Genomic DNA, 22,386 nt, shown 5'->3' on the forward strand with positions numbered 1-22,386 from the left:
TTCAATCCATCGGAGGTCGGCCTGACTCGGGCCTCCGGCCCTCGCCCTGCGGGCGGCCATCGCCTGCGGCGATTCCGTCCCATCCTCCCTTCGCTGCGCGTCGGTCGGATGGTCATGGCCCGAAGGTCATTCCGCCTCGGCGCAAACACCGCGGGCGCCTTTCGGCGCCCGCTGCGTGTGATCTCCTCCAATTACTTGGAGGCTACATAGGCCTTCAATCCGTCGGAGGTCGGCTTCATGGCCTTCTCGCCCTTGTGCCAGTTGGCGGGGCAGACTTCGCCGTGCTCTTCGGTGAAGTCGATGGCGTCGAGGAGACGGAGGACTTCCTCCACGCTGCGGCCCAGGTCGTTGTGGTTCACGGTGATGTGCTTCAGCTCGCCCTTGGCGTTGATGATGAACAGGCCCCGCAGGGCGATGCCGGCGGGCAGCAGCACGCCGTAGTCCTGGGCGATGGTCTTGTTCAGGTCGGAGACCAGGGGGAAGGACACGCCGTGGATGCCGCCGTCCTTGCGGGGCGTGTTGGCCCAGGCCCAGTGGCTGAAATGGGAATCCACGCTCACGCCGATGACCTGGGTGTTGCGGGCCTCGAACTCCTTGATGGCGTCGGAGAAGGCCAGGATCTCGGTGGGGCACACGAAGGTGAAGTCGAGGGGGTAGAAGAAGAGCACGACCTTCTTGCCCTTGTAGTCGGACAGCGAGACTTCCTTGAACTCGCCGTTGACCAGGGCCTTGGCCTTGAAGTCGGGTGCGGGCTGGGTGACGAATGCGGCCATGATGCCTCCAAATGGGGACTTGCCCCTGGGTCCGGTGGGAAGAATCAGGCTACGGCGGGGCTCCGGGGGGTTCAAGGAGAATGTCCGACCAAATTGGTAAAGAATATTGAACCCGCAGGTCAACTGAGATACGCAGATGCAGTCGGGATGCGGCTTTCATGCTAACCTGCGGGGTTCCAGACCCGCCCAGGACCCCCATGCAACCCATCCATCTTTCCGTGTTCTCCGAGACCGCCCGCCTCAAGCAGGTGGTGATCCACAACCCCGGCCCCGAGGTGGACCTGATGGTGCCGGGGATGATGGAAAAGCTGCTTTTCGACGACATCCTCCATGGCGACCTGGCGCGCTACGAGCACGAGCAGTTCCGGAAGGTGCTGGCCAAGGTGGCCGATGAGGTGCTGGACATCCAGGACCTCTTCATCGAGTCGCTCCAGGACCAGGGCGTCAAGCTGGCCTTCATCGAGGATCTGCGGCGCCTGGTGGGCCTGCCGGACGACACCTGCAACCTGCTGCGGGACATGGCCCCGGCCGATGCGGCGCGCAGCGTCATCGGCGGCCTCCCCTGGGACGACATGCCCGGGCACACGCGCTGGGAGGAGGAGTTCGACTACCGGGTGCGGCCCATCCCGAACCTGCTGTTCATGCGGGATCCCGCCTCGGTCATCGGGGACGGCTACAGCGTGAACTCCATGGCCACCTGGGCCCGGGAGCGCGAGCCCCTGATCCTCAGCTATGTGTTCCGGCACCACCCACGGCTGAAGCACCACACGGACCAGGACAAATGGTTCGACCAGGTCACGCCCCTGGTGCGCGGCGAGATCAAGGCCCCGGTGAGCCTGGAAGGCGGGGACATCCTGGTGCTCAGCCGCAAAGTGCTGGCCGTGGGCTGCAGCGAGCGCACCCAGGCCGACGCCATCCACCTGCTGGCCGAATCCCTGCGGGCGCACCGGGCCGAGAACGAGGACAGCTTCGACCACCTGCTCATGGTGCTCATGCCGAAGAAGCGCAGCGCCATGCACCTGGACACCATCTTCACGCGCACCAGCGAGGGCGAGTGTCTGGTCTACCCGCCCTACTTCCTGGAGGGCAGCCGGGAGCTCCTGAATGTCACCAGCGTCGATCTGCGCCACCCGGAGCTGCGCATGAGCACCCAGCCGAGCCTGCTCCGGTCGCTGAAGGCCGTGGGCGTGGACCTGCAGCCGATCTTCTGCGGCGGGAAGGATCCCATCCTCCAGCAGCGGGAGCAGTGGACCGACGGCGCCAACGCCTTCTGCCTGGCCCCGGGGGTCATCGCCAGCTACGCCCGCAACATCGCCACGGGGGAGGCCCTCGACAAGGCCGGCTACCGGGTGGTGACCGCCCAGCAGGTCCTGACGGAGGCGGGCCTGGACCTGCTGGATGGCCGGAAGTACCTGATCCAGATCGAGGCCGGCGAGCTGAGCCGGGCCCGGGGCGGCCCCCGCTGCATGACCATGCCGCTGTCGCGGGAAGGCGCATGAGCGCCGGCCCGGGCGAGCGCGTGACCGGCCACCCGGTGCTGGCCGAGCTGGACCGCGCCCTGGCCCAGGGCGCCGCGCCCGAGGTGTGGATCCGCTTCCCGCGCCAGCTGGGTGATGTCGTGATGACGCTCCCCTTCCTGCGGACCCTCCAGCACCACTGGAACGCGGTGGCCGCGGCCCGGGGCGTGCAGCTGCGGTGGGTCGCCGTGGGCCATCACATCGGCGCCGCCCTGCTGTCGGAGGCCGATCCCGCCTTCATCGCCGCGTCCCACATCGAAGGGGGCGGAGCCGCCAAGCCCGATCCCTGGGCCCTGGTGCGGGGCTGGCGGAAGCGGCCCCCCGCCGCCTTCCTGAACCTCTCGCAGAGCGCCCGGCTGCCCTTCGCCGCCTGGCTGAGCCGGGTGCCCATCCGGGCCGGCATCGCCGACAACCACCTGCGCCTGCTCTACCACCACCCCATCAAATACCGTGACCTGCCCCTGCACATCGCCACCCGCATCCAGCCCCTGCTGGCGACGCTCACAGGCGATGACCGGGCCCTGTGGCTGCCCCTCACGCCGGACCTGCTGGGTGGGCGGAAGGGGCCCGAGAAGCTCCGCGAGGCGGGTTGGGAGGGCGAGCCCTACGCCACCCTGGCCTTCGGCACCCGGGGCTTCGGCAAGCGCTGGTTCCCCGAGGGCCGCACCTGGCCCGAGCTGATGCGGCTCCTCCAGGCCCGCGGCCTCTGCCCGGTCCTGCTGGGCGGGCCGGACGAGGCGCCGCTGGGCGCCGAGCTCGCCGCGGCGGTGCCCGGCGCGCTGAACCTGGCGGGGAGGACCACCCTGCCCGAAGCCTGCGCCATCCAGTCCGCGGCCTGGGGCAATGTGGCCATCGACACGGGCCTGGCGCACACGGCCGCGGCCACGGGGCGGCCCACGGTGACCCTCTTCGGGCCCAGCCCCGAGGTCTGGGTGAACCCCATCGGGCCCCGGGCCCTGGCCCTGCGGGGGCCGGATGTGGACTGCGATCCGGGAGCGGTGGCGGACTTCCCCACCCATGGCTCCAGCGCCCATCGGATCTCCCCGGCTCGCGTGATGGAAGTGTTGACACTGCTCACGAAAGAATCCTGAAGGGGTTCCTGTTAGACTGGTCCTCCGCGCCTCGTCACCCCGAGGCGCCCCTTTTTTTATGGCCGACATGACCCTTCCTCCCGCCCCCACGCTCCGGCACCGCCTGGAGTACGGCGTCTTCCGCCTGCTGGACGGCGTGATCGGGCGCCTGCCCTGGGCCACGGTGCAGGCCCTCGGGGAGGCCGCGGGCACCTTGTTCTATCTGGTGGACCCCCGGCACCGCCGCATCGTCCGGGAGAACCTGCGCTTCGCGGACCTGGGCCTCTCCGAAGCGGAGACCCGGGCCATGGCCCGCACCTGCTTCCGGCACTTCGGGGCCTTGTTCGTGGGCCTGCTGCGGTTGCGCCGGGCCACGCCGGAAGAGCTGGACCGCTGGATCAAAGTCGAGGGGCTGGAGCACTTCGATGCCGCCCAGGCCTCCGGCAAGGGCTTCATCCAGCTCACGGGCCACTACGGCAACTGGGAGGCCATCGCCCTGGCCCAGAGCCGCCACGGCCGTACCCTGGATGCCATCGGGCGGGAGCTGGACAACCCGCTGCTGGAGCCCATCTCCCTGGGCTTCCGCACCCGGTTCGGCAACCGGGTGATCCTCAAGGACGGCGCCATGCGGGAGACGCTGAAAGCCCTCAAGGCCGGCCGCGGCGTGGGGTTCCTGCTGGATCAGGACGCCCTCACGATGGGCGTGTGGGTGAAGTTCCTCGGCCAGTGGGCCTCCACCTTCGGCACCGCCGGCAGTCTGGCTGCGCGCTATGGCCTGCCCGTGCTGCCGGTCTTTAGCTGGCCCAACCCCGATGGCACCACCACCGTCCGCTTCGAGCCCCCCTTCCAGGTGCCCGTCACCGGCGATGCGGCGAAGGACGCCTGGGTGGCCACCCAGCTCATGACCGCCCGCATCGAAGATCAGATCCGGAAGGACCCCCGCTGGTGGTTCTGGATGCACCGCCGCTTCAAGACCCGCCCCGGCGAGGGGAACCCCCTTCCGGCTCCGCTTCCGCCCCCAGAATGGGTAGAATCGGTTCAACTCTCCCGCGTGTGACCGGGCCCCTCGGCCCGACTTTTTTTGACCCTTTCCCCGGACATGACCATGCCCAAGCACGTGCTCGTGAAGCTCGAGAAAGAACTCAAGGACATCAAGCAGGCCCTCCTGGTGGACATCCCCCAGGAGATCGCCCGGGCGGCCGGGCAGGGCGACCTGTCCGAAAACGCCGAGTACGAGCAGGCCCTCGCCAAGCGCGACATGTTCCAGAACAAGCTCGTGACCATCGAGAAGCGCATCTCCGAAGTGGCCAGCCTTGACATCAGCCGCCTGCCCAAGTCCCGGGCCGCCTACGGCTCCAAAGTCACGATCCTGGACCTCGATTCCGAGGAGGAATTCACCTACACGCTGGTGCTTCCGGAGGAACTGGATGGCCACCCGCAGCATCTCAGCATCAGCTCCCCCATCGGCATGGCGCTGGTGGGCCAGGAGGAGGGCAACGAGGTCCGCGTCCAGATCCCCGCGGGCACCCGGCGCTTCGAGATCCTGGAACTCAAGACCATTCACGATGTAGCCTAGGCACGGTGCCGTTCAGTTCAGCCCCCAGGAGGGGAGTGACAGATGAATAAATACAAGCGCGAGCAGAAATGCTCCTTCTGCGGCAAGGAGCCCCACGAGGTGGAACAGCTCCTCGCGGGACCCGAGGCCTTCATCTGCAACGAGTGCCTGGAAGCCGGGCAGCTCCAGCTGCGCATGAGCCGCCAGGGCAAGCCCCTGGGCAAGCACGAGGCCCGGCTCAGCCGGCCCAAGGAGATCAAGGCCTTCCTGGACGACTATGTCATCGGCCAGGAGGCCGCGAAGAAGCGCCTGAGCGTGGCGGTCTACAACCACTACAAGCGCATCCTCACCCCCCGCAAGGCCCTCGGCGGCGCCGAGGTCGAGCTGTCCAAGAGCAACATCCTGCTGCTGGGCCCCACGGGCACCGGCAAGACCCTGCTGGCCCAGACCCTGGCCCGCTTCCTGGATGTGCCCCTGGCCATGGCCGACGCCACCACCCTGACCGAGGCCGGCTATGTGGGCGAGGATGTCGAGAACATCCTCACGAAGCTGCTGCAGGCCGCCAACTACGATGTGGAGCGGGCCCAGCGGGGCATCGTCTTCATCGACGAGATCGACAAGGTGGGCCGCAAGAGCGAGAACCCCAGCATCACCCGCGATGTGAGCGGCGAGGGCGTGCAGCAGGCCCTGCTGAAGCTGGTGGAGGGCACGGTCGCCAATGTCCCGCCCCAGGGCGGCCGCAAGCACCCGCACCAGGAGTTCATCCAGCTGGACACCAGCAACATCCTATTCATCTGCGGCGGCGCCTTCGTGGGCATCGAGGACATCATCAAGCAGCGCATCCGCGCCAAGGCCGTGGGCTTCGGCTCCACGCCCTCCTCCAAGGAGGACAAGGAGAACTTCCTGCGCCTGGTGGAGCCCGAGGACATCATCAAGTTCGGGCTCATCCCCGAGCTGGTGGGCCGCCTCCCCGTGGTGGCGGGCCTGTCGCCCCTGGACTGCGAGGCCCTGGTGGCCATCCTCACCCAGCCGAAGAACGCCATCACCAAGCAGTTCGTGAAGCTCTTCGACATGGACGATGTGGACCTGAGCTTCGAGGAGGGGGCCATCGCCGCCATCGCGGAGCAGGCGCTCACCCGCAAGCTGGGCGCCCGCGGCCTCCGCAGCCTGGTGGAGCAGATCCTGCTGGAGCCCATGTACGAGCTGCCCTCGGACAAGCGCACCTCCCGCGAGTCCCTGCGCATCACCCGCCAGAAAGTGGAGGAAGTGCTGGGTCTGCCCTCCCAGCCCATCTCCGCCGCGGGCTGAATCGAGGCGTTCCTTGGCCGTTCCCAAAACCCTGACCCTGCCGGCCATTCCCATCCGGGACATGGTGCTGTTCCCCGGAGCGCGGGTGCCCTTCGTGGTGGGGCGGTCGGCCTCGGTGCGCACGCTGGAGCTGGCCATCAAGGCCGGCGACCACCTCCTGATGCTCACGCAGAAGGACGCCAAGGTGGAGACGCCGGGCCAGGACGACCTCTTCGCCATCGGCACCCTGGCCCTGGTGGAATCGGTCATCGCCCTGCCCAAGGACTACTACAAGGTGGGCGTGAAGGGCATCGCCCGGGTGAACCTCCGCCGCTACGACGACAGCGGCGAGGTCATCCAGGCCGAAGCCTACCTGCTGCCGGAGCCCAGCCACCCGGCAGGCGAATCCCTGCAGCCCTTCCACCAGGCCGTGGAGGCCTTCCTGGGCCGCAACCCGGATGCCTCCCGTTTGCTGAGCATGGATCAGATCCGCGAGCTGCCCCTGGGCAAGGCCATCGACACCGTGGCCGGCCTCGTGCCCGCCGAGGTGAAGGCCAAGCAGGACATCCTCGAGCAGCTGGAGATCGGCCCCCGGCTCGAGGCGCTCATGCGCCTGCTGGAGCTGGATTCCGCCCGCTCCGAAGTGGACCGCACCCTGGACGAGAAGACCCGCCAGCGCCTGGATCAGGATCACAAGCACTATGTGCTGAACGAGAAGATGCGCGTCATCCAGCAGGAGCTGGGGAAGAAGGAAGAGAAGGACGAATCCACGCGCCTGAAGGATCAGATCGAGGCCGCGGGCATGAGCCTTGAAGCCAAGGCCAAGGCCCTGGAGGAGCTGGAGCGCCTGGAGGCCATGCCGCCCCAGAGCGCCGAGGCCACCGTCAGCCGCACCTACCTGGACTGGCTGCTGGCCCTGCCCTGGAAGGCCATGGCCGAAGAGCGGCTCGACCTGACGGAAGCCGAGCGCGTGCTGGACGAGGACCACTCGGGCCTCGACAAGATCAAGGCCCGCATCCTCGAGCACCTCGCCGTCATGGCGCGGCTGCAGAAGGGTGAGAACGGGGAGGAAGGCGCCCGTCCCCCCCTTCGCGGACCGATCCTCTGCCTCGTCGGCCCACCGGGCGTCGGCAAGACCTCCCTGGCGCGCAGCATCGCCCGGGCCCTGAACCGGCCCTTCGTGCGGCTGTCGCTCGGCGGGGTGCGCGACGAGGCCGAGATCCGCGGCCACCGCCGCACCTACATCGGCTCCATGCCCGGCCGCATCATCTCGCTGATGAAGAAGGCCAAGGTCCGCAACCCCCTCATGCTGCTGGACGAGATCGACAAGATGGCCTCGGATTTCCGCGGCGACCCCAGCTCCGCCCTGCTCGAAGTACTCGATCCCGAGCAGAATGCCAGCTTCCAGGACCACTACCTGGATGTGGGCTTCGACCTGAGCCAGGTGCTCTTCCTGGCCACGGCCAACATCCGCCACCAGATCCCCGAACCGCTGGAGGACCGCCTCGAGGTGCTGGAGCTCAGCGGCTACACCACCAAGGAGAAGCTGGCCATCGCCGAGCAGCATCTGCTCCCCCGTGCGCTCGAAGGCCACGGCATGAAGGATGTGGGCGTGCGCTTCGAGCCGGCCGCCCTGGAGAAGCTCGTGCAGGCCTACACCCGCGAGGCGGGCGTGCGCCAGCTGGAGCGGGAGATCGCCAACATCCTCCGCAAGCTGGCCCGGCACACGCTCCAGCCCGAAAAGGGCGAACCCTTCGACCCCGTCATCACCGCCGATCGGGTACCGAAACTGCTGGGGCCCGAGAAATTCCTGGAGACCCGCGCGGAGGACACGGCTCCGCCAGGCCTGGTGAACGGCCTGGCCTGGACGCCCACGGGCGGCGACCTGCTGACCATCGAGGCCGCCGTGCTGCCCGGCAAGGGCAACCTCAAGCTCACGGGCAAGCTGGGCGAGGTCATGCAGGAGAGCGCCAACCTGGCCCTGAGCTATGTGCGCGCCCGGGCGGAGCGCCTGGGCCTGAAGCGCGACTTCCTCGACACCGTGGATCTGCATGTCCATGTGCCCGAGGGCGCCATCCCGAAGGATGGCCCCAGCGCCGGCATCACCTTGGCCACGGCGCTGATCTCGGTGCTGACGGGCATCCCCGCCCGGGCCGACCTGGCCATGACCGGTGAACTGACCCTGCGGGGCCGGGTGCTGCCCATCGGCGGTCTCAAGGAAAAACTCCTCGCCGCCCACCGGCAGGGGCGCAAGGCCGTGCTCATTCCCAGCGAGAACGCCCGCCACCTGGAGGATGTCCCCGCCGAGGTCCGCGAGCAGCTGAGCATCCACCTCGTGAGCCACATGGACGAGGTCATCCAGCTGGCCCTGACCCGGATGCCCCAACCCCTCCAGGCCGAGGGCGCGCCGGCCCCCGCTCCCGCCCGGGAGAATCCGGCGACGGCGCAGTAGGGAAGGCGGGGCTCCGGCCTGCTACCCTTTCCCCATGCGCTTTCTCGCCAGTCATGTCCTCCACTTCGTCGTCATGGGTCTCGGCATCGCCCTGGTGCTGGGCCTGCTGCACCCGACGACGCGACCGGAACGGACGCGGGCCTCGATCCTCAAGCATGCGGCGGGGCTCATCGGCATCGGGCTAGCCCTGGCCTGGCTGATGTACCTGCTGCCCCGGCATCCCGTCCGCTTCTGACCCGGAAGGAGGGGCCGTGGTCGAGAAGGTCCTGGGCCTCTGGGCGAACCTGATCGCCATCCTGGAGCGGATCGGCCGGGTGCTGGCCGTCCTGTGGCATGAGATCGCCCGCGCCGTGCCGCCCCTGGGGCGGGCCGGGGCCTTCACGGTCGAGGTGCTGGGCAAGTACCACAAGGATGACTGCCTGAGCTACGCTGCGGGCCTCAGCTTCTGGCTCATCGTGAGCCTGGTGCCGCTGTCCACGCTGCTCTTCAAACTGCTGGGGGCCATCCTCGGCAGCCGCGCCTACGGGCCGGCGACCTTGAAGACGCTGGAGGAGATCGTGCCCTACCTGCCGGACAAGCTCGTCGTGGACGCCCTGGCCAACAGCCAGAAGATCGGCGGCATGGGCCTCTCCTGGTTCGTGCTGCTCTTCGGCAGCTACTGGGGCATCAGCCAGCTGGACACCAGCCTCGCCCATGTCTTCGGCCTGCGCATCAAGAAGCACCGGCAGACCCGCAAGAACCACCTGCTGCGCCAGGTGGCCTTCCTGGTGGGCGGGCTGCTCACGATGGTGATCTTCCTGACGCTGATCATCGGCGGCGCCCTACGGAAAGTCATCCCCATGAAGCAGGCGGACCTGCTGCCCTACATGGGGCCCCTGCTGGGCCTGCTGGTGGTCACCATGGTGCTGCAGCACCTCCCACGCCTGCATGTGAAGTTCCGCCATGCCTTCCTCGGCGCGGCCATCTCCACGGCCCTGTGGTGGCTGGCGAAGTGGGGCTTCGGCGTCTACCTGCGGCACACCCTGACCTGGGGCATCATGTACGGCTCCCTGCTGGGCATCGTCGCGGCCCTGACCTTCCTCTACTACAGCTGCGCCATCCTGCTGCTGGGCGCCGAGATCACGGCGGCCTTCTACCGCCACGAATCCGGCGCCACCACCGTGCCGCCCTGGCTCCGGGCGAAGGCCGGGGATCCGGCGAAATCCTAGGCGATCTAAACCGCCGGGGCAGGTGGTCGTAGCTCCGTCCATCGCCAGCCCGGCCCCGGGCCATCTCCGGACGAGGTTCCCTTGCGAAGCCTCCGCATGCCACGCCTCCAACGCCTCGTGGCCGCCCTGACCCTCACCCTATGCGCCCTCGCCCAGGAACCCCGGGTTCAGGAATCCCAGGTATCCGCGGTGGAGCTCGCCCTGCAGGGCCGCAAGGCCCACCTGGCGAAGGATTACGCCCGGGCCGCCGAGTGCTACCGGCGCGCGGTCGCCCGGGGGGCAAAGAGCGCCCGGCATCCCTTCGACGGGGCGCGGGCCAGCATCCTGGCGGGGGATCGGGAGGGCGCATTCACCCTGCTGCGGCAGGCCATCGGGCTCGGATTCCGTGACGCCGGAGAGCTGCGCGGCAGCGCCGACCTGGCTCCGCTCCGGGGAGATCCGCGGTGGACGGACCTGGTGGCCGGCGCCGTGGCGAATGAAGCCCGCTTCCTGGCCAGGCACGCGGATCCTGAAGGCGCGGCCTTCGTGACCTCCGATGTGGAACTCTTCTGGAAAGTTCATTCAAAGCTCCCCGCCGCCGCCGATCCGGTGGGCCTGCTGACCCGCGAATACCTCGATGCCGGCAGCGTGGGGCTGCAGGACTTCATCCCGAACCGGATCCTGAGCGCCGCGAACCTCCAGGCCGTCCTCCAGCACCATCCCAGGTACTTCGCGGCCATCCGGACCCACACCCTGAAGGCGGCTGGGGCCGAACCGGCCGTGCGCCAAGCCTTCCGGCGGTTCAAGGCGCTCTATGCTGAGGCCACCTTCCCCGATGTCACCTTCGTCATGGGCGCCCTGAACTCCGGCGGGACCTCGTCCTCCAACGGCCTGCTGATCGGCGTCGATCTGTTCGGCGGAGGGCCGGGCGTGCCCCTGGACGAGATGGACGGCTGGCACCGGGCGGCCATCCATGCGCACACGGATCTGCCCAGCATCATCGCCCACGAGCTGATCCACTTCCAGCAGAGGCACGACGCGCGGACCCTGCTCGGGAAGGCCTTCCATGAAGGCTCCGCCGATTTCCTCGCCTCGCTCATCTGCGAGGGGAACTTTAACCAGATCGCCTACGATTACGGCTACGCCCACGAGGCCGAGCTGTGGAAGCAGTTCCGGACGGAGATGGGGGGGGACGACGCCTCGAGGTGGCTCTACGGCAGCAGCCGGCGCGAGGGACGCCCTGCCGACCTCGGCTACTTCCTGGGTTTCCGCATCGCCCAGGCCTACTACGACCGGGCGAAGGACAAGCCGCAGGCGATCCGGGACATCCTGACCTCGAACGACTTCGAGGGGATCCTCAAGGCCAGCCGATATGGAGAGGATCTGAAGTAGGTCCGGGGCTCAGTCTTCGTCCCGCCCCCGCTGGCTGGCGGGGATGGCGTAGCCGTCGGCCTTGTACTCGTTGATCTTGTTGCGCACGGTGCGCAGGGCGATGTCGAGCTGCTCGGCGGCGTGGGTGCGGTTGCCCTTCAGGGCGCTGAGGGTGGAGAGCAGCCAGAAGCGCTCGAGTTCAGGCAGGCTCAGGCCCAAGGGGAGCACCACGGGGGTACCCATGGGCACGCCGACGAGGGGCTTCTGGGGATCGGCGATCACGGCACCGGCGGGCGCGGTACCGGGGGGGGCGGCCGCCGTTTCGCGCCGGGCGGGTGCCGCCGCGCTGCTGGCGGCGGGGGGCGCCCAGGGCTCGATGGCCAGGCTTTCGGGGGGGTCGTCGGGCAGATCCTCGAAAGCTTCGGCCGGCAGCAGCCAGCGGAGGTCCTGCTGGCTGAGGCGGCGGCCCTGGCTCAGCACCACGCAGCGCTGGATGACATTCTCCAGCTCGCGGATGTTGCCGGCCCAGGGATGGCGCGTGAGGGCGGCGAAGAAGCTGGGGACCAGCTCGGGCACGGGGCGCTCGTTCTCCCGGGCGTACCGCTCGGCGAAGTGGGAGGCCAACAGGTTCAGGTCACCCGGCCGGTCGCGCAGGGGGGGCAGGTCCAGGGGGATCACATTCAGGCGGTAGTAGAGGTCCTCGCGGAAGCGCCCGGCCTTCACCTCGGCCTGGAGGTCGCGGTTGGTGAGCGCGATGAGCCGCACATCCACGGGAATGGGACGGGTGCCGCCCAGGCGGTCCACCGTGCGCTCCTGAAGCACGCGCAGCAGCTTGCCCTGGAGTCCCAGCGGCAGCTCGCCCACTTCGTCCAGCACCAGGGTGCCGCCGTCGGCCTGCTCGAAGCGCCCGGCCTTGGTGCCCGTGGCGCCGGTGAAGGCGCCCTTCTCGTAACCGAACAGCTCGGATTCCAGCAGGTTCTCGGGGATGGCCGCGCAGTTGATGGCCACGAAGGGGCCGCTGCGGCGCGGGCTGGAGCCGTGGATGAGCTTGGCCAGCAGCTCCTTGCCGGTGCCGCTTTCGGCCTGGATGAGGATGGTGGCGCGGCTGTCCGCGGCCCGGCGGGCCAGGGCCAGCGTCTCGCCCAGCACGGGATCCTGGGTGAGGATCACCGGGGCCTGGGCCGGCTCTTCGGCCTTGAGGTGGCCCTCGGACTTGAGCGCCTTGTTCAGGGCGAGGGTGAGTTCCTCGGGGCTGAAGGGCTTGGAGAGGAAGTCGAAGGCGCCCAGGCGCATGGCCTCCCGTGCGGTCTCCAGGCTGCCGAACGCAGTGATGAGCAGGACGGGCAGGGCCGGGTCCACCGCCTTGAGGCGGGCCGTGAGCTGCAGGCCGTCCATGCCGGGCATGCGCAGGTCCGTGACCACGGCATCGTAGGCGCCGGGCCGCACCATGCGCAGGGCCTCCTCGCCGCCCCGGGCCTGTTCCGCGAAGAACCCGGACCGTTTGAGGCTCATGGCCATGCCATCCCGCATCCCGGGATCGTCGTCCACCACCAGCACCCGAAGGGGAGTCGCCATAGCTCAGCATCCAGACGGCCATGACGGCCGCTCCACCTGTTATCGGGTGCCGGGGCCGGGACTGGAGTTTTGGGGGGGGCGGCGCTTCCGGAGTCGCTGGGGGAGGTCCCCAGCGCCGGATTCGCCCCGGACGGGATCGCCGTGGCGGCGGATGAGCAGGTAGAGCTGGCGGCGGCTCACCCCGAGGCGCGCGGCGGCCTCCACCCGGTTCCCGTAGGCCCGGCGCAGGGCGCGATGCAGGAGGAAGCGCTCCAGTTCATGCAGGTTGGTGGCCAGGTCCTCGGCTTCGAAGCGCGGCGGCCCCGCGGGACCGGGCTCGGGCAGCTGACCCAGCAGCTTCCAGCGCAGGATCCGGTTCCGCAGTTCCCGCAGGTTGCCCGGGCAGGGCAGGGTGCCCAGGGCCGGGGGCAGAGGCCCCTCCAGGCCCTCCTCGACGGCGAGGGCTGCCAGGAGGGCCGGAATGGCCTCGGGATGCTCCTCCACCTCCGGCAGGGCCAGATCCAGGCAGGCGAGCCCCTCGGGGGCCGGGTGCCGGGCGGCGATCACGCCCCCTGGATGGGTGGTGAGCCAGGTCCCCGCATCGGGTTCCTCCCCGGCTTCGATCCACGGCGCCCCGCGGCGCCGGGCGAGCTCGGCCGCCAGCGTGGAGACGCCGGAGCCCGCGGGGCCGTGAACCCACAGCCCTTCGGCGCGGGCCACCAGCGCGTCCAGATGGGCGCCCCAGCGGGCATGGCCCGGCAACAGCGGGAGGGGGATCAGAAGGGCTCCATGGTTCCGTCCATCTTGGGCGGGTGTGGTGCCAGGGCCAAGGGGCGCGAGGGTCTGTTTTGACAACAGACCCTAGTAAGTCCAGGTCAGCGAGCAGCCCGTTTCCTTGGCGAGCTTTTCCGCCAGGTCGGGATCGTGCTTCAGGCGCAGATCCCGGCTGGCCCTCACGCGAGCCACGAGGCCCTCCTTGGAGCGGTATTCGAAGGTCACAGGGAGGTCGCCCCGGTGGTCACCCAGGAGGGCGGCCAGGCGCGGGGGGCATTCCCCTGGGGGCAGGCGCACCAGGGCGCCCGTGAAACCCTGGCCCTGGAAGCGTTCCAGGGGCTCGAGCAGGGTGGCGAAGACCTTCACCACGGTCTGCTCCTCTTCTTCTTCGGAGTCGCCGTTGCCATTGCCGTTGCCGTTGGCCTGGATCGTCTCCACCCGCAGCTCGCCCGTGATGCGCAGCATGGCCTCGGGCAGGGCGAGGTGGCCGTACTGCTCGAAGGGCCGCCGGCCGGGCTTCTTGGTGACGGGGTCCCACTTACTGGCCATGAGCAGCACTTCCATCTTGCCGGCGGGATCCTCCACCTGGAGGATGGCCCAGGGCTCGCCCTTCTGGTTGGTCTTGAAGGCCACGGTGGAGACCATGGCACCCAGCGTCACCTCATTCCGGTCGCGCAGGCGGCCCGAGGCCACATCCTCCAGGATCTTCGACAGGGTGCCGTGGGTGTGCACCTGGATGGCGTCGGCGAACTCCTCGAGGGGGTGCCCGCTGACGAAGAGGCCCAGCACCTCCCGTTCGGCGGCCAGCCGCGTCTTGCGGTCCCAGGGCTCGACATTCTCGGGCACGCGCCAATCTTCGCTGAGGCTGGCCAGCTCCGCGTCGTCGAAGAGGCTGGTCATGCCCTCGTCGCCGCCGCTGCGGGAGGCCGCGGACACCGCTCCGGGCAGGCCCTCGATGAGGGCGGCCCGGTTGGGCTCCAGGCTGTCGAAGGCCCCGGCCTTGATGAGGGATTCCCACACCTTGCGGTTGGCCTTCTGCAGGTCGGTGCTCTTCAGCGCATGGAAGAGGTCCTTGAAGCCGCCTTCGGCCTCGCGGGCCTCGAGGATGGCCTGGAGCGCCGCCTCCCCGAGTCCTTTGACCGCGGCAAATCCGAAGCGGATCTGCCGTTCGGAGGTGGCGGTGAAGTCCAGCGCCGACTGGTTGATGTCGGGGCCCAGCACCTCGATGCCCCGCTCCCGGCAGTTCTGCACATACTTCGCCACATCGTCCGTGCGTCCCGACTTGGTGGACAGCAGGCCCGCCATGAACTCCACGGGGTAGTTGGCCTTCAGGTAGGCGGTCTCGTAGGCCACCATGGCGTAGGCGGCGCTGTGGCTCTTGTTGAAGCCGTAGCCGGCGAAGTACTCGATGAGATCGAACATCTCCGCGACCTTGGCCTTGTCGTAGCCGCGGGCGGCGCCCTGTTCGATGAACTTGGTCTTCTCCTTCGCCATCTTCTCTTTGTCCTTCTTGCCCATGGCGCGGCGCAGCATGTCGGCTTCGCCCAGGGAGTAGCCGGCGACGAGGCTGGCGATCTGCATGACCTGTTCCTGGTAGAGGATCACGCCGTAGGTGGGAGCGAGGATGGGCTCCAGATCCGGGAACATGTAGGTCACGGGCTCGCGGCCATGCCGGCGCTCCACATAGGTCGTGCCCATGCCCGCGCCCAGGGGGCCGGGACGGAAGAGAGCGTTGAGCGCGATGAGATCGTCGAAGCGGTCGGGGCCCAGCTGGCGCAGCAGCTGCTTCATGCCCCCGGACTCGAACTGGAAGACCCCGTCCGTGTCCCCGGCGGCGAAGAGCTCGAAGGTCTTCCGGTCGTCGAAGGTGCGGATGGTGGTCATGTCCTTGGGCTGGCCGTGGCGCCGGGCGATGACCTCCTGCGTCTTCGCGATCTGAGTGAGCGTCTCCAGGCCCAGGAAGTCCATCTTCAGCAGGCCCGCCCGCTCGGCCTCGATCATGGTGTACTGCACCATCACCTTCTTGTCCTTGTCCATGCTGAGCGGCGCGAACTGCGTCAGCTCATCCGGCGCGATGATCACCCCCGCCGCGTGGACGCCGGTGTTGCGGGACAGGCCCTCGAGGCGCGCCGAGATGTCGAGGATGTTCCTCACCTCGGGGTCGCTCTCGTACAGTTCGCGCAGCTTGTCGCTCTTCTCGAGCGCCTCGCCGACGGTGATGGGCTTGCCGGGCTCCTGCGGCACCAGCTTGGTGAGGTTGTTGGCGAAGGCGAAATCCTTCTCGAAGACCCGCGCCACATCCTTGATCACGGCCTTGGTCTTGAGCTGGTTGATGGTGACGATGTTGCTCACCTTGTCCTGGCCGTACTTCTCGGTGACATAGTCGATGACCTTCTGCCGGCCGTCGCGGCAGAAGTCGATGTCCACATCGGGCATGGACACGCGCTCCGGGTTCAGGAAGCGCTCGAACAGCAGATCGTACTGCATAGGATCGATGTCCGTGATCTTCATGGACCAGGCCACGATGCTGCCCGCCGCCGAGCCGCGGCCGGGGCCCACGGGTACGCCCATCTCCCGGGCCTTGCGGATGAAGTCCCAGACCAGGAGGAAGTAGCCCGGGAAGCCCATCTTCAGGATCATGTCGAGCTCGAAGGCCAGGCGCGCGCGGTATTCATCCTCTGCGTGCTTCAGCGCACCTGCCTGCCAAAGAGGCCGGCACTCCACCAAACGCTGCTCGAAAGTCTCCTTCGCCACATGCAGGAAGTAGGATTCGAGATCGTAGCCCTCGGGCACCGGGAAGCGGGGCGTGACGGGCTTCCGCGTGATGGGGAAGAGGTCGATCTTGGCGGCGATCTCGAGGGTGCGTTCCAGGTATTCCGGGTGGTCCGGGAAGACGGCCCGCATCTCCTCGGGCGTCTTCACGAAGAACTGATCGGTGGAGAAGCGCATGCGCTTCTCCTTGGCCTTGGTGGTCTTGGTGCCGATGCACAGGAGCGTGTCGTGCAGGTCGGCGTCCTCGTGGTTGAGGTAGTGGGCATCGTTGGTCGCCACCAGGGGAATGCCCAGCTTCTTCGCCAGCTCCATCTGATAGGGGATGATCTCCCTCTCCTTGTCGAAGCCCTGGTCCTGGATCTCCAGGTAGAAGTCCTCGCCGAAGATGTCGCGGAAATCACGGGAGACGCGCTCCGCCTGGTCCAGTCGGTTCTGGAGGATGCGCGCCTGCACCTCGCCGCCCAGGCAGGCCGACAGGGCGATGAGGCCCTCGCTGTGCTCGCGGAGGATGTCCTTGTCGATGCGGGGCTTGTAGTAGAACCCTTCGGTGAAGCCCGCCGATACCAGCTTCGAGAGGTTCGCGAAGCCCACGGGATTCTTGGCCAGCAGCACCAGGTGGTAGCCCGCGTCGCGCGATCCGCTGGGATCCACGCAGTCCTCCAGGCCCTCTTCACCGGTGGTGTTCTTGGCCTCGAGCTTGCGGTCGAAGCGGGTCTTGGGAGCCACATAGACTTCGCAGCCCAGGATGGGCTTCACCGCCCAGTTGCCCTCGGCATCCCTTGTCTTTTCGCAGGCGTCGTAGAGCTTCATCATGCCGAACATGTTCCCGTGGTCGGTGACGGCCACGGCGGGCATGCCGGAGGCCCGGCACTTCTTCACGAGATCGGGAATGCGGGTCAGGCCGTCGAGGAGCGAATGTTCGGTGTGCAGGTGGAGATGGGCGAAGCTCATGCAGCCATTCTCCGATGGAAGGTCCGCCCCGGGGCAAGTGCCCAGGGCTCAACAGGCTCCCGGGCCTTCAGCCTGCTTTTCGGCGGTCCGCGGGCTTTCGGGGCGCTCAGCGCCGGGACAGCAGATCCTGGAGGAGCTCCCGGAGGGGCCGCTCCTCCGTGGTCCCCTCCAGGCGGGCATGGGGGCCTTCGGTGGTGGGCCCCCCCACCTGCACCCAGCGGGGACGGCGGCGCTGGATGTCGCCTTCCCGCCAGACCGCGAGGATGCTGGGCTCCCGGGCCCAGATGAGGACGCTGGGGTAGGGCCCCTCCCGGGGCGGCATGGTGCCCCAGAGCTGAACCTCGGCGCCCCACTCCCGCAGCCAGGCCTGGACCCGGGCGGTGGAGGCCGGATCGTCCATGCCCAGGGCCACGGTCCAGCCGGAGAGGAAGCCCCGGGCGCCGGGCTGGGTCTCCCCATCGCGTTCGTACCATCCCAGCCGCTCGTGGTGGTAGAGGACGCGGGTCTTCAGCCGGTAGGGCACGCCGTCCACCGCCAGCAGCGGCAGGTCGGGGGACTCCCGCACCCGGTCGGCCCAGGTGGTTCCGAAGAGGTTCTCCATCAGCGCCGAGGGCCGGTCGGTGCGGAAGGCATTGCCCGGCACGAGGCTGCGCCAGACTTCCACCTCCGTCTCGGCCCGGTGGATGCGCGATTCCATGGCATGGACCACGAACCACTGCCAGGAGGTGCCGATGGCCATGGCGAGGATGACGAGGCTGAAACCCGAGAGGCGGATCTTCAGGCCGAAGAGGCTGTGGGCGGCGATCTCGATCACCACGGGCAGGGTGACCCCGATGAACCCCAGGAAGAGCCGGCGCCCCAGCGGATCCCCGTCCTGCTTGGCCCGCAGGGTCCAGTAGATGATGCAGCCGCAGCCCACGAGGTAGGTGGCGTTGTAGGCATGGTGGGCCCAGGCATCCGCCAGGCCGGGGTGGGGCAGCACCAGGTTGCGGACATAGTTGGGCACCATGCCCAGGGCGATCCACCCCGGGAACCGGGGAGGGATGTGGTTCGGGAAGAGCTTGGTGAGGGCCGTGCAGAGGGCGATGAAGCCGAAGACCACCAGCAGGCTCTGGGCCCGGTCCACCAGATCGGGGTTCATGCCGGGCAGGGTGCCCAGGGCCAGGACGCCATGCCGGCACCCCACCAGGAGGCAGGTGAGGGCCAGCCAGCCCATCATGCGGTCCCGCCGCGACAGGGCATCCGTGATGTAGCTGACGAACAGGGCCGCCAGAGCCCCGGTCTGCAGGGCATCGAGGAAGGGCCAGTCCAGGAGTTGCATGCGATTCCCTTGCGGGGGTGGGAGGATGGATGGGTCCAGCCTAATCCATCCTGGGTCCCGTTCGTAGCAACCAACATGCTGGAGAATGTCGTGACTGCCCTTGAGAATGCCGCGATCGTCATCGGGAGGCTTCCTTGATCGCCTTCGAAAACCTGGAAGTGCGCTACGCCGCCACGGCCGCGCCCGCCTTGAAGGGCCTGACCCTGGCCCTGGACCGCGGCATCGTGGGTCTGCTGGGGCCCAACGGCTCCGGCAAGTCCACCCTGCTGAAGACCCTGCTGGGCCTCTTGACGCCCTCCCGGGGCTCCGGCACGGTGCTGGGGGTTGGCCTGGGAGCGCCCGAGGCCGCGCGGCTGCGGGCCCGCATCGGCTACATGCCCGAGTACGATGCCCTCATCGAGGACACCTCGGCCTACGAGCAGGTGGCCTTCTGGGGTGAGCTGAGCGGCCTCGCGCCGGAGTCCGCCCGTGACCGTGCCCACGAGGTGCTCTACTTCGTGGGGCTCGACGAGGCCCGGTACCGGCCGGTGAGCGGCTATTCCACCGGCATGCGGCAGCGGGTGAAGCTGGCCCAGGCCCTGGTGCACAGCCCCGAGCTGATCTTCCTGGACGAGCCCACCAACGGCCTCGATCCCGACGGCCGCCGCCGCATGCTGGACCTGGTGCTGCGGGTCCACGCGGAGCTGGGCACGGGCGTCATCCTGGCCTCGCACCTGCTGGGCGATGTGGAGCGCGTGGCCGACCAGCTGGTGATCCTCGACCAGGGCCAGATCAAGGCGGCGGGCTCCATGGCGGGGCTGCGCAAGGCCCTGGCGCGGCGCGTGGAGCTGCGTTTCCTCGATCCGCTGGACGCGGCCCAGGAAGCCGCCTTGGCGGAGCTGGGCGCCGTGCTGGAAGGCCGGAACGGCCTCTATGACCTGGAGCTGGTCGAGGCCGATCCCAAGGCCGCCTTCCGCTGGGCCGAAGGCCACGGCGCCACCCTGGTGCAGCTCACGCCGCGCCACGACCGCCTGGACGAAGTGCTGCTGCGGGCCCTCCATGGGGCCCCGGCGACCGCTGGAACGGGAGCCTGACGATGCCCATCTACGCCCCCACCCTTCCGCCGGCCCCGGACCTCGGCCACGGCCATCCCCCGGTCCTGGTGCTCCTGCGTTTCGACTTCGCCCGGCTCTGGCGCCAGAAGATCGGCCGCTTCTTCGGCTTCGCCTTCCTCATGCTCCTGATCTGGAAGGTCGCGCGCATCTATGTGGACCACCTGCTCCAGACGAACCAGGCCTTCAAGTCCATGCAGGACTTCGCCAAGACGATCCTCACCCAGGGCGCGGACTTCCAGGCGGACCTGCTGAATCCGGCTAGCTACCTGCTCTGGTTCCTGGTGGCCCTGGTGGGCGGTGGACTCGTGGCGAGGGACACGCTCTACCGCGTGCGGCCTCTGATGTACGCGCACCCCGTGGCGCCCCGGGACTACCTGCTCGCCAAGCTCAGCTTCGCCTCGGCCCTGCCTTTCGCCATCCTGCTGCCCTTCGCGCTGCTGCCCTGGCTGATGTCCCTGCTGCTGGCCGGCACGAACGGGCCGGTGTGGGTGACGGCACCCCTCCGCCTGCTGCCGGCCATGGCCATCAGCTCGGTGCTCATGGGCTCGCTGGCCGTGGGCGCCTCCAGCATGGCCGCCACGCCCCGGGCCGGCATCGGCTGGGTGCTGGGCCTCGTGCTGGGCGCGGGCACCCTGGCTTCCATGATCCACGGACTCACGGGCATCCGGGCCATCGACGGCTTGAATCCCGTCATGCTGGCGGAGGCCTGGCCCCAACTCTTCGTGGGCGTCGCCCGTCCCCTGGTGGGATGGGTCCCGGCGCTTCTCGGCACCGCCTTCCACATCGGCCTCTGGACCTTCGTGGCGGCCCGGCGGACCCAGCCCTCGGAGGCGGTGATTTGATGATCTCCCTCGACCGCGCCTCCCTCCGCTACGGCCCCATCCTGGGCCTCAGCCCCACGACCTTCGAACTTCCGGACGGCGGCGGCATCACGGGCCTGCTGGGCCCCAACGGTGCCGGCAAGTCCTCGCTGCTGCAGCTGCTCTCCGGCCTGCTGCCGCCTTCGGGCGGTGAGGTGAAGGTCTTCGGCGAAGCCCCCTTCCGCAATCCCGCCGTGCTCGCCCGCCTGGGGCTCGTGCCCGAAGGCGATCGGCTGCCCTCGGGGCTGCGCGCCGATCGCTGGCTCCACATGATGGGCGAGCTCTCGGGGCTGTCGGGCGACGGCCTGAAGGTCGCGGTGAGCCGGGCCCTGGACACCGTGGGCATGGCCGACCGCGCCCACCTCACCTTCGCCCGCATGTCCAAGGGCATGCGCCAGCGCATCCGCCTGGCCCAGGCCCTGCTGCATGGGCCGCAGCTGCTCATCCTCGACGAGCCCTTCAACGGGCTGGATCCGGAAGCGCGCCTCACGCTCATGGCCCTGCTGCGGGATCTGGCCGCCAAGGGCGCGCGGGTCCTGGTGTCGAGCCACATCCTCGGCGAGATCGCCCAGCTCACGGACCGCATCCTCCTGCTGTTCCGCGGCCGTCTGCTGGCCGAGGGCACGGTCACGGAAATCCGGCAGCTGCTGGATCGCCACCCGGTGGAACTGCGCCTCACGGGAGAGGCCCAGGTGCTGGCCCGCTGGGCCGTGGAGCAGCCGGAGCTGGCGGCCCTGCGCATGGAGGACGGCGCCGTGGTGATCTCGGTGAGTTCCCCCAGGGACATCCTGCCCCGCCTGCAGAAGGCCGCGGCCGAGGGCGGCATCCCGCTGCGCGCCCTGGATCCCCTGGACCTGAACCTGGATGCCGTTTTCCAATACCTCACGAAGGATCACGCCTGATGCTGTCCGGGGGTTCCTCGCTGCTCGAACACCCCCGGGCCTCCGCGCCCCGGGCGGGCGGAGACCGCTCAGGGCGAGGCTTCTCCGATGATGCGACCCGACCTGATCCCACCCAACTCAATCCCACTTGGGGGAATCCATGATCGCCACGGCACCCTCTCCCCTAGCGACCCTCCGCGCCACGGCCCGCGGCTACGCGCCCCGCGTCCTGCAGGGGCGCGGCTGGGTGCTGGCCGCGCTCGTGGCGGTTCCCGTGGGGCTCAGCCTGCTTCTGTCCGTGATCGCCCGCCTCAAGGGGGCCGATGGCGATCCGGCCGAGGTCCTGAAGGTCTTCCATGAAGTGCTGGTGAAGATGATGCTGCCCATCATGGCCCTGGTGGCCGCGCCCGCAGGCATCCGCGAGGATCTGGAACAGCGCACGCTGCCCCTGCTGCTGGTGCGTCCTGCGCCCGCCTGGGCCCTGCCCCTGGGCAAGGGACTGCCCTGGTTCGCCTGGGGGGCCCTCTGGCTGATCCTCGGCGCCCTGGGCCTCCAGATCGTCGGCGGGGACCCGGCCCTCCTGCCCGGCCGCATCCTGGCCCTGGTGGGAGCCTGGTGGGGCGAGCTGGCCCTGATGACGCTGGCGGGCCTGCTCTTCAAGCGCGGCACGCTGTGGGGCGCTCTCTACTTCTTCCTGTGGGAGCCGCTGGTGCGGATCTTCCCGCCGTTCCTGCAGCGCCTCACCTTCACCCACCACATCGAAAGCCTGGCCGGCAGCCGCGCCGGCCAGGTGCAGGCCCATCAGTTGCTGGCCCAGGAGCAGGTGAGCACCCAGCCGGCGCTGGCCCTCCTCGCCCTCCTCGTCTTCGGCGCCCTCTGCTGGGCCCTGGCCGGCTGGAAGCTCCACCGCACCCCCGTGGGACTGGCGGGGAGCGAGGCGGAGGGCTGATTTACCCCATTGCCCCTG

At 68.9% G+C, this 22,386-nt stretch carries 18 protein-coding genes; 13 read left to right on the top strand and 5 right to left on the bottom strand.

From position 1 onward, the window contains the following. Positions 1-191: 191 nt before the first annotated feature. Positions 192-773, bottom strand: coding sequence for a peroxiredoxin (locus QUD34_RS02760; protein ID WP_286355066.1), 582 nt, complete (start codon positions 771-773; stop codon positions 192-194). Positions 774-970: 197 nt separating this feature from the next. Here QUD34_RS02760 and QUD34_RS02765 point away from each other — a divergent pair, with 197 nt between their 5' ends. The 9 genes from QUD34_RS02765 to QUD34_RS02805 all read left to right on the top strand — a co-directional run bounded on the left by QUD34_RS02765 (position 971) and on the right by QUD34_RS02805 (position 11,233). Next, entirely contained in the window at positions 971-2,272 is a 1,302-nt protein-coding gene (locus QUD34_RS02765) for an arginine deiminase (protein ID WP_286355067.1), read from the top strand. After that, positions 2,269-3,381, top strand: a complete 1,113-nt coding sequence (locus QUD34_RS02770; protein ID WP_286355068.1) for a glycosyltransferase family 9 protein — start codon at positions 2,269-2,271, stop codon at positions 3,379-3,381. The genes QUD34_RS02765 and QUD34_RS02770 overlap by 4 nt, the downstream gene beginning before the upstream one ends. 67 nt (positions 3,382-3,448) lie before the next feature. Then, complete coding sequence (locus tag QUD34_RS02775; RefSeq protein WP_286355069.1) at positions 3,449-4,417, top strand: lysophospholipid acyltransferase family protein; 969 nt, start codon at positions 3,449-3,451, stop codon at positions 4,415-4,417. Positions 4,418-4,465: 48 nt separating this feature from the next. Beyond that, entirely contained in the window at positions 4,466-4,936 is a 471-nt protein-coding gene (locus QUD34_RS02780; RefSeq protein ID WP_286355070.1) for a GreA/GreB family elongation factor, read from the top strand. Between the two features lie 42 nt (positions 4,937-4,978). Further along, positions 4,979-6,223: an ATP-dependent Clp protease ATP-binding subunit ClpX gene (gene clpX / locus QUD34_RS02785; protein WP_286355071.1), complete on the top strand. Its 1,245-nt coding sequence runs from the start codon at positions 4,979-4,981 to the stop codon at positions 6,221-6,223. Between the two features lie 13 nt (positions 6,224-6,236). Continuing rightward, positions 6,237-8,654 carry an endopeptidase La gene (gene lon / locus QUD34_RS02790; protein ID WP_286355072.1) on the top strand — a complete coding sequence of 806 codons (2,418 nt, stop codon included), beginning with the start codon at positions 6,237-6,239 and terminating at the stop codon, positions 8,652-8,654. Between the two features lie 34 nt (positions 8,655-8,688). Continuing rightward, entirely contained in the window at positions 8,689-8,889 is a 201-nt protein-coding gene (locus QUD34_RS02795; protein ID WP_286355073.1) for a hypothetical protein, read from the top strand. Positions 8,890-8,905: 16 nt separating this feature from the next. After that, entirely contained in the window at positions 8,906-9,862 is a 957-nt protein-coding gene (locus QUD34_RS02800; RefSeq protein ID WP_286355074.1) for a YihY/virulence factor BrkB family protein, read from the top strand. Between the two features lie 96 nt (positions 9,863-9,958). Continuing rightward, the gene (locus QUD34_RS02805) at positions 9,959-11,233 is read left to right on the top strand and encodes a DUF2268 domain-containing putative Zn-dependent protease (RefSeq protein WP_286355075.1); all 1,275 of its coding nucleotides are present in this window, start codon (positions 9,959-9,961) and stop codon (positions 11,231-11,233) included. A gap of 9 nt (positions 11,234-11,242) precedes the next feature. Here QUD34_RS02805 and QUD34_RS02810 read toward each other — a convergent pair whose 3' ends face one another. The 4 genes from QUD34_RS02810 to QUD34_RS02825 all read right to left on the bottom strand — a co-directional run bounded on the left by QUD34_RS02810 (position 11,243) and on the right by QUD34_RS02825 (position 18,584). Next, positions 11,243-12,787 carry a sigma-54-dependent transcriptional regulator gene (locus QUD34_RS02810; protein WP_286355076.1) on the bottom strand — a complete coding sequence of 515 codons (1,545 nt, stop codon included), beginning with the start codon at positions 12,785-12,787 and terminating at the stop codon, positions 11,243-11,245. A 39-nt stretch (positions 12,788-12,826) separates the two neighbouring features. Next, positions 12,827-13,528, bottom strand: coding sequence for a helix-turn-helix domain-containing protein (locus tag QUD34_RS02815; RefSeq protein ID WP_286355077.1), 702 nt, complete (start codon positions 13,526-13,528; stop codon positions 12,827-12,829). 99 nt (positions 13,529-13,627) lie between these two features. Beyond that, on the bottom strand, positions 13,628-17,263 hold the full coding sequence (dnaE, locus tag QUD34_RS02820) for a DNA polymerase III subunit alpha (protein ID WP_286355078.1): 3,636 nt from the start codon (positions 17,261-17,263) through the stop codon (positions 13,628-13,630). Positions 17,264-17,369: 106 nt separating this feature from the next. Beyond that, on the bottom strand, positions 17,370-18,584 hold the full coding sequence (locus QUD34_RS02825; protein ID WP_286355079.1) for a hypothetical protein: 1,215 nt from the start codon (positions 18,582-18,584) through the stop codon (positions 17,370-17,372). A gap of 134 nt (positions 18,585-18,718) precedes the next feature. Here QUD34_RS02825 and QUD34_RS02830 point away from each other — a divergent pair, with 134 nt between their 5' ends. From QUD34_RS02830 to QUD34_RS02845, 4 genes are all read left to right on the top strand, one after another. Next, positions 18,719-19,657 (top strand): ABC transporter ATP-binding protein, encoded by a 939-nt coding sequence (locus tag QUD34_RS02830; RefSeq protein WP_286355080.1) that lies wholly within the window; start codon positions 18,719-18,721, stop codon positions 19,655-19,657. Positions 19,658-19,659: 2 nt separating this feature from the next. After that, on the top strand, positions 19,660-20,520 hold the full coding sequence (locus QUD34_RS02835; RefSeq protein WP_286355081.1) for a hypothetical protein: 861 nt from the start codon (positions 19,660-19,662) through the stop codon (positions 20,518-20,520). Further along, on the top strand, positions 20,520-21,440 hold the full coding sequence (locus QUD34_RS02840) for an ABC transporter ATP-binding protein (RefSeq protein WP_286355082.1): 921 nt from the start codon (positions 20,520-20,522) through the stop codon (positions 21,438-21,440). Before QUD34_RS02835 ends, QUD34_RS02840 begins: the two co-directional genes overlap by 1 nt. A 139-nt stretch (positions 21,441-21,579) precedes the next feature. Further along, positions 21,580-22,368: a hypothetical protein gene (locus tag QUD34_RS02845; protein WP_286355083.1), complete on the top strand. Its 789-nt coding sequence runs from the start codon at positions 21,580-21,582 to the stop codon at positions 22,366-22,368. The last annotated feature ends 18 nt before the right edge of the window (positions 22,369-22,386 follow it).

Origin of the sequence: Geothrix oryzae, assembly GCF_030295385.1 — a bacterium.
GTDB lineage: Bacteria > Acidobacteriota > Holophagae > Holophagales > Holophagaceae > Geothrix > Geothrix oryzae.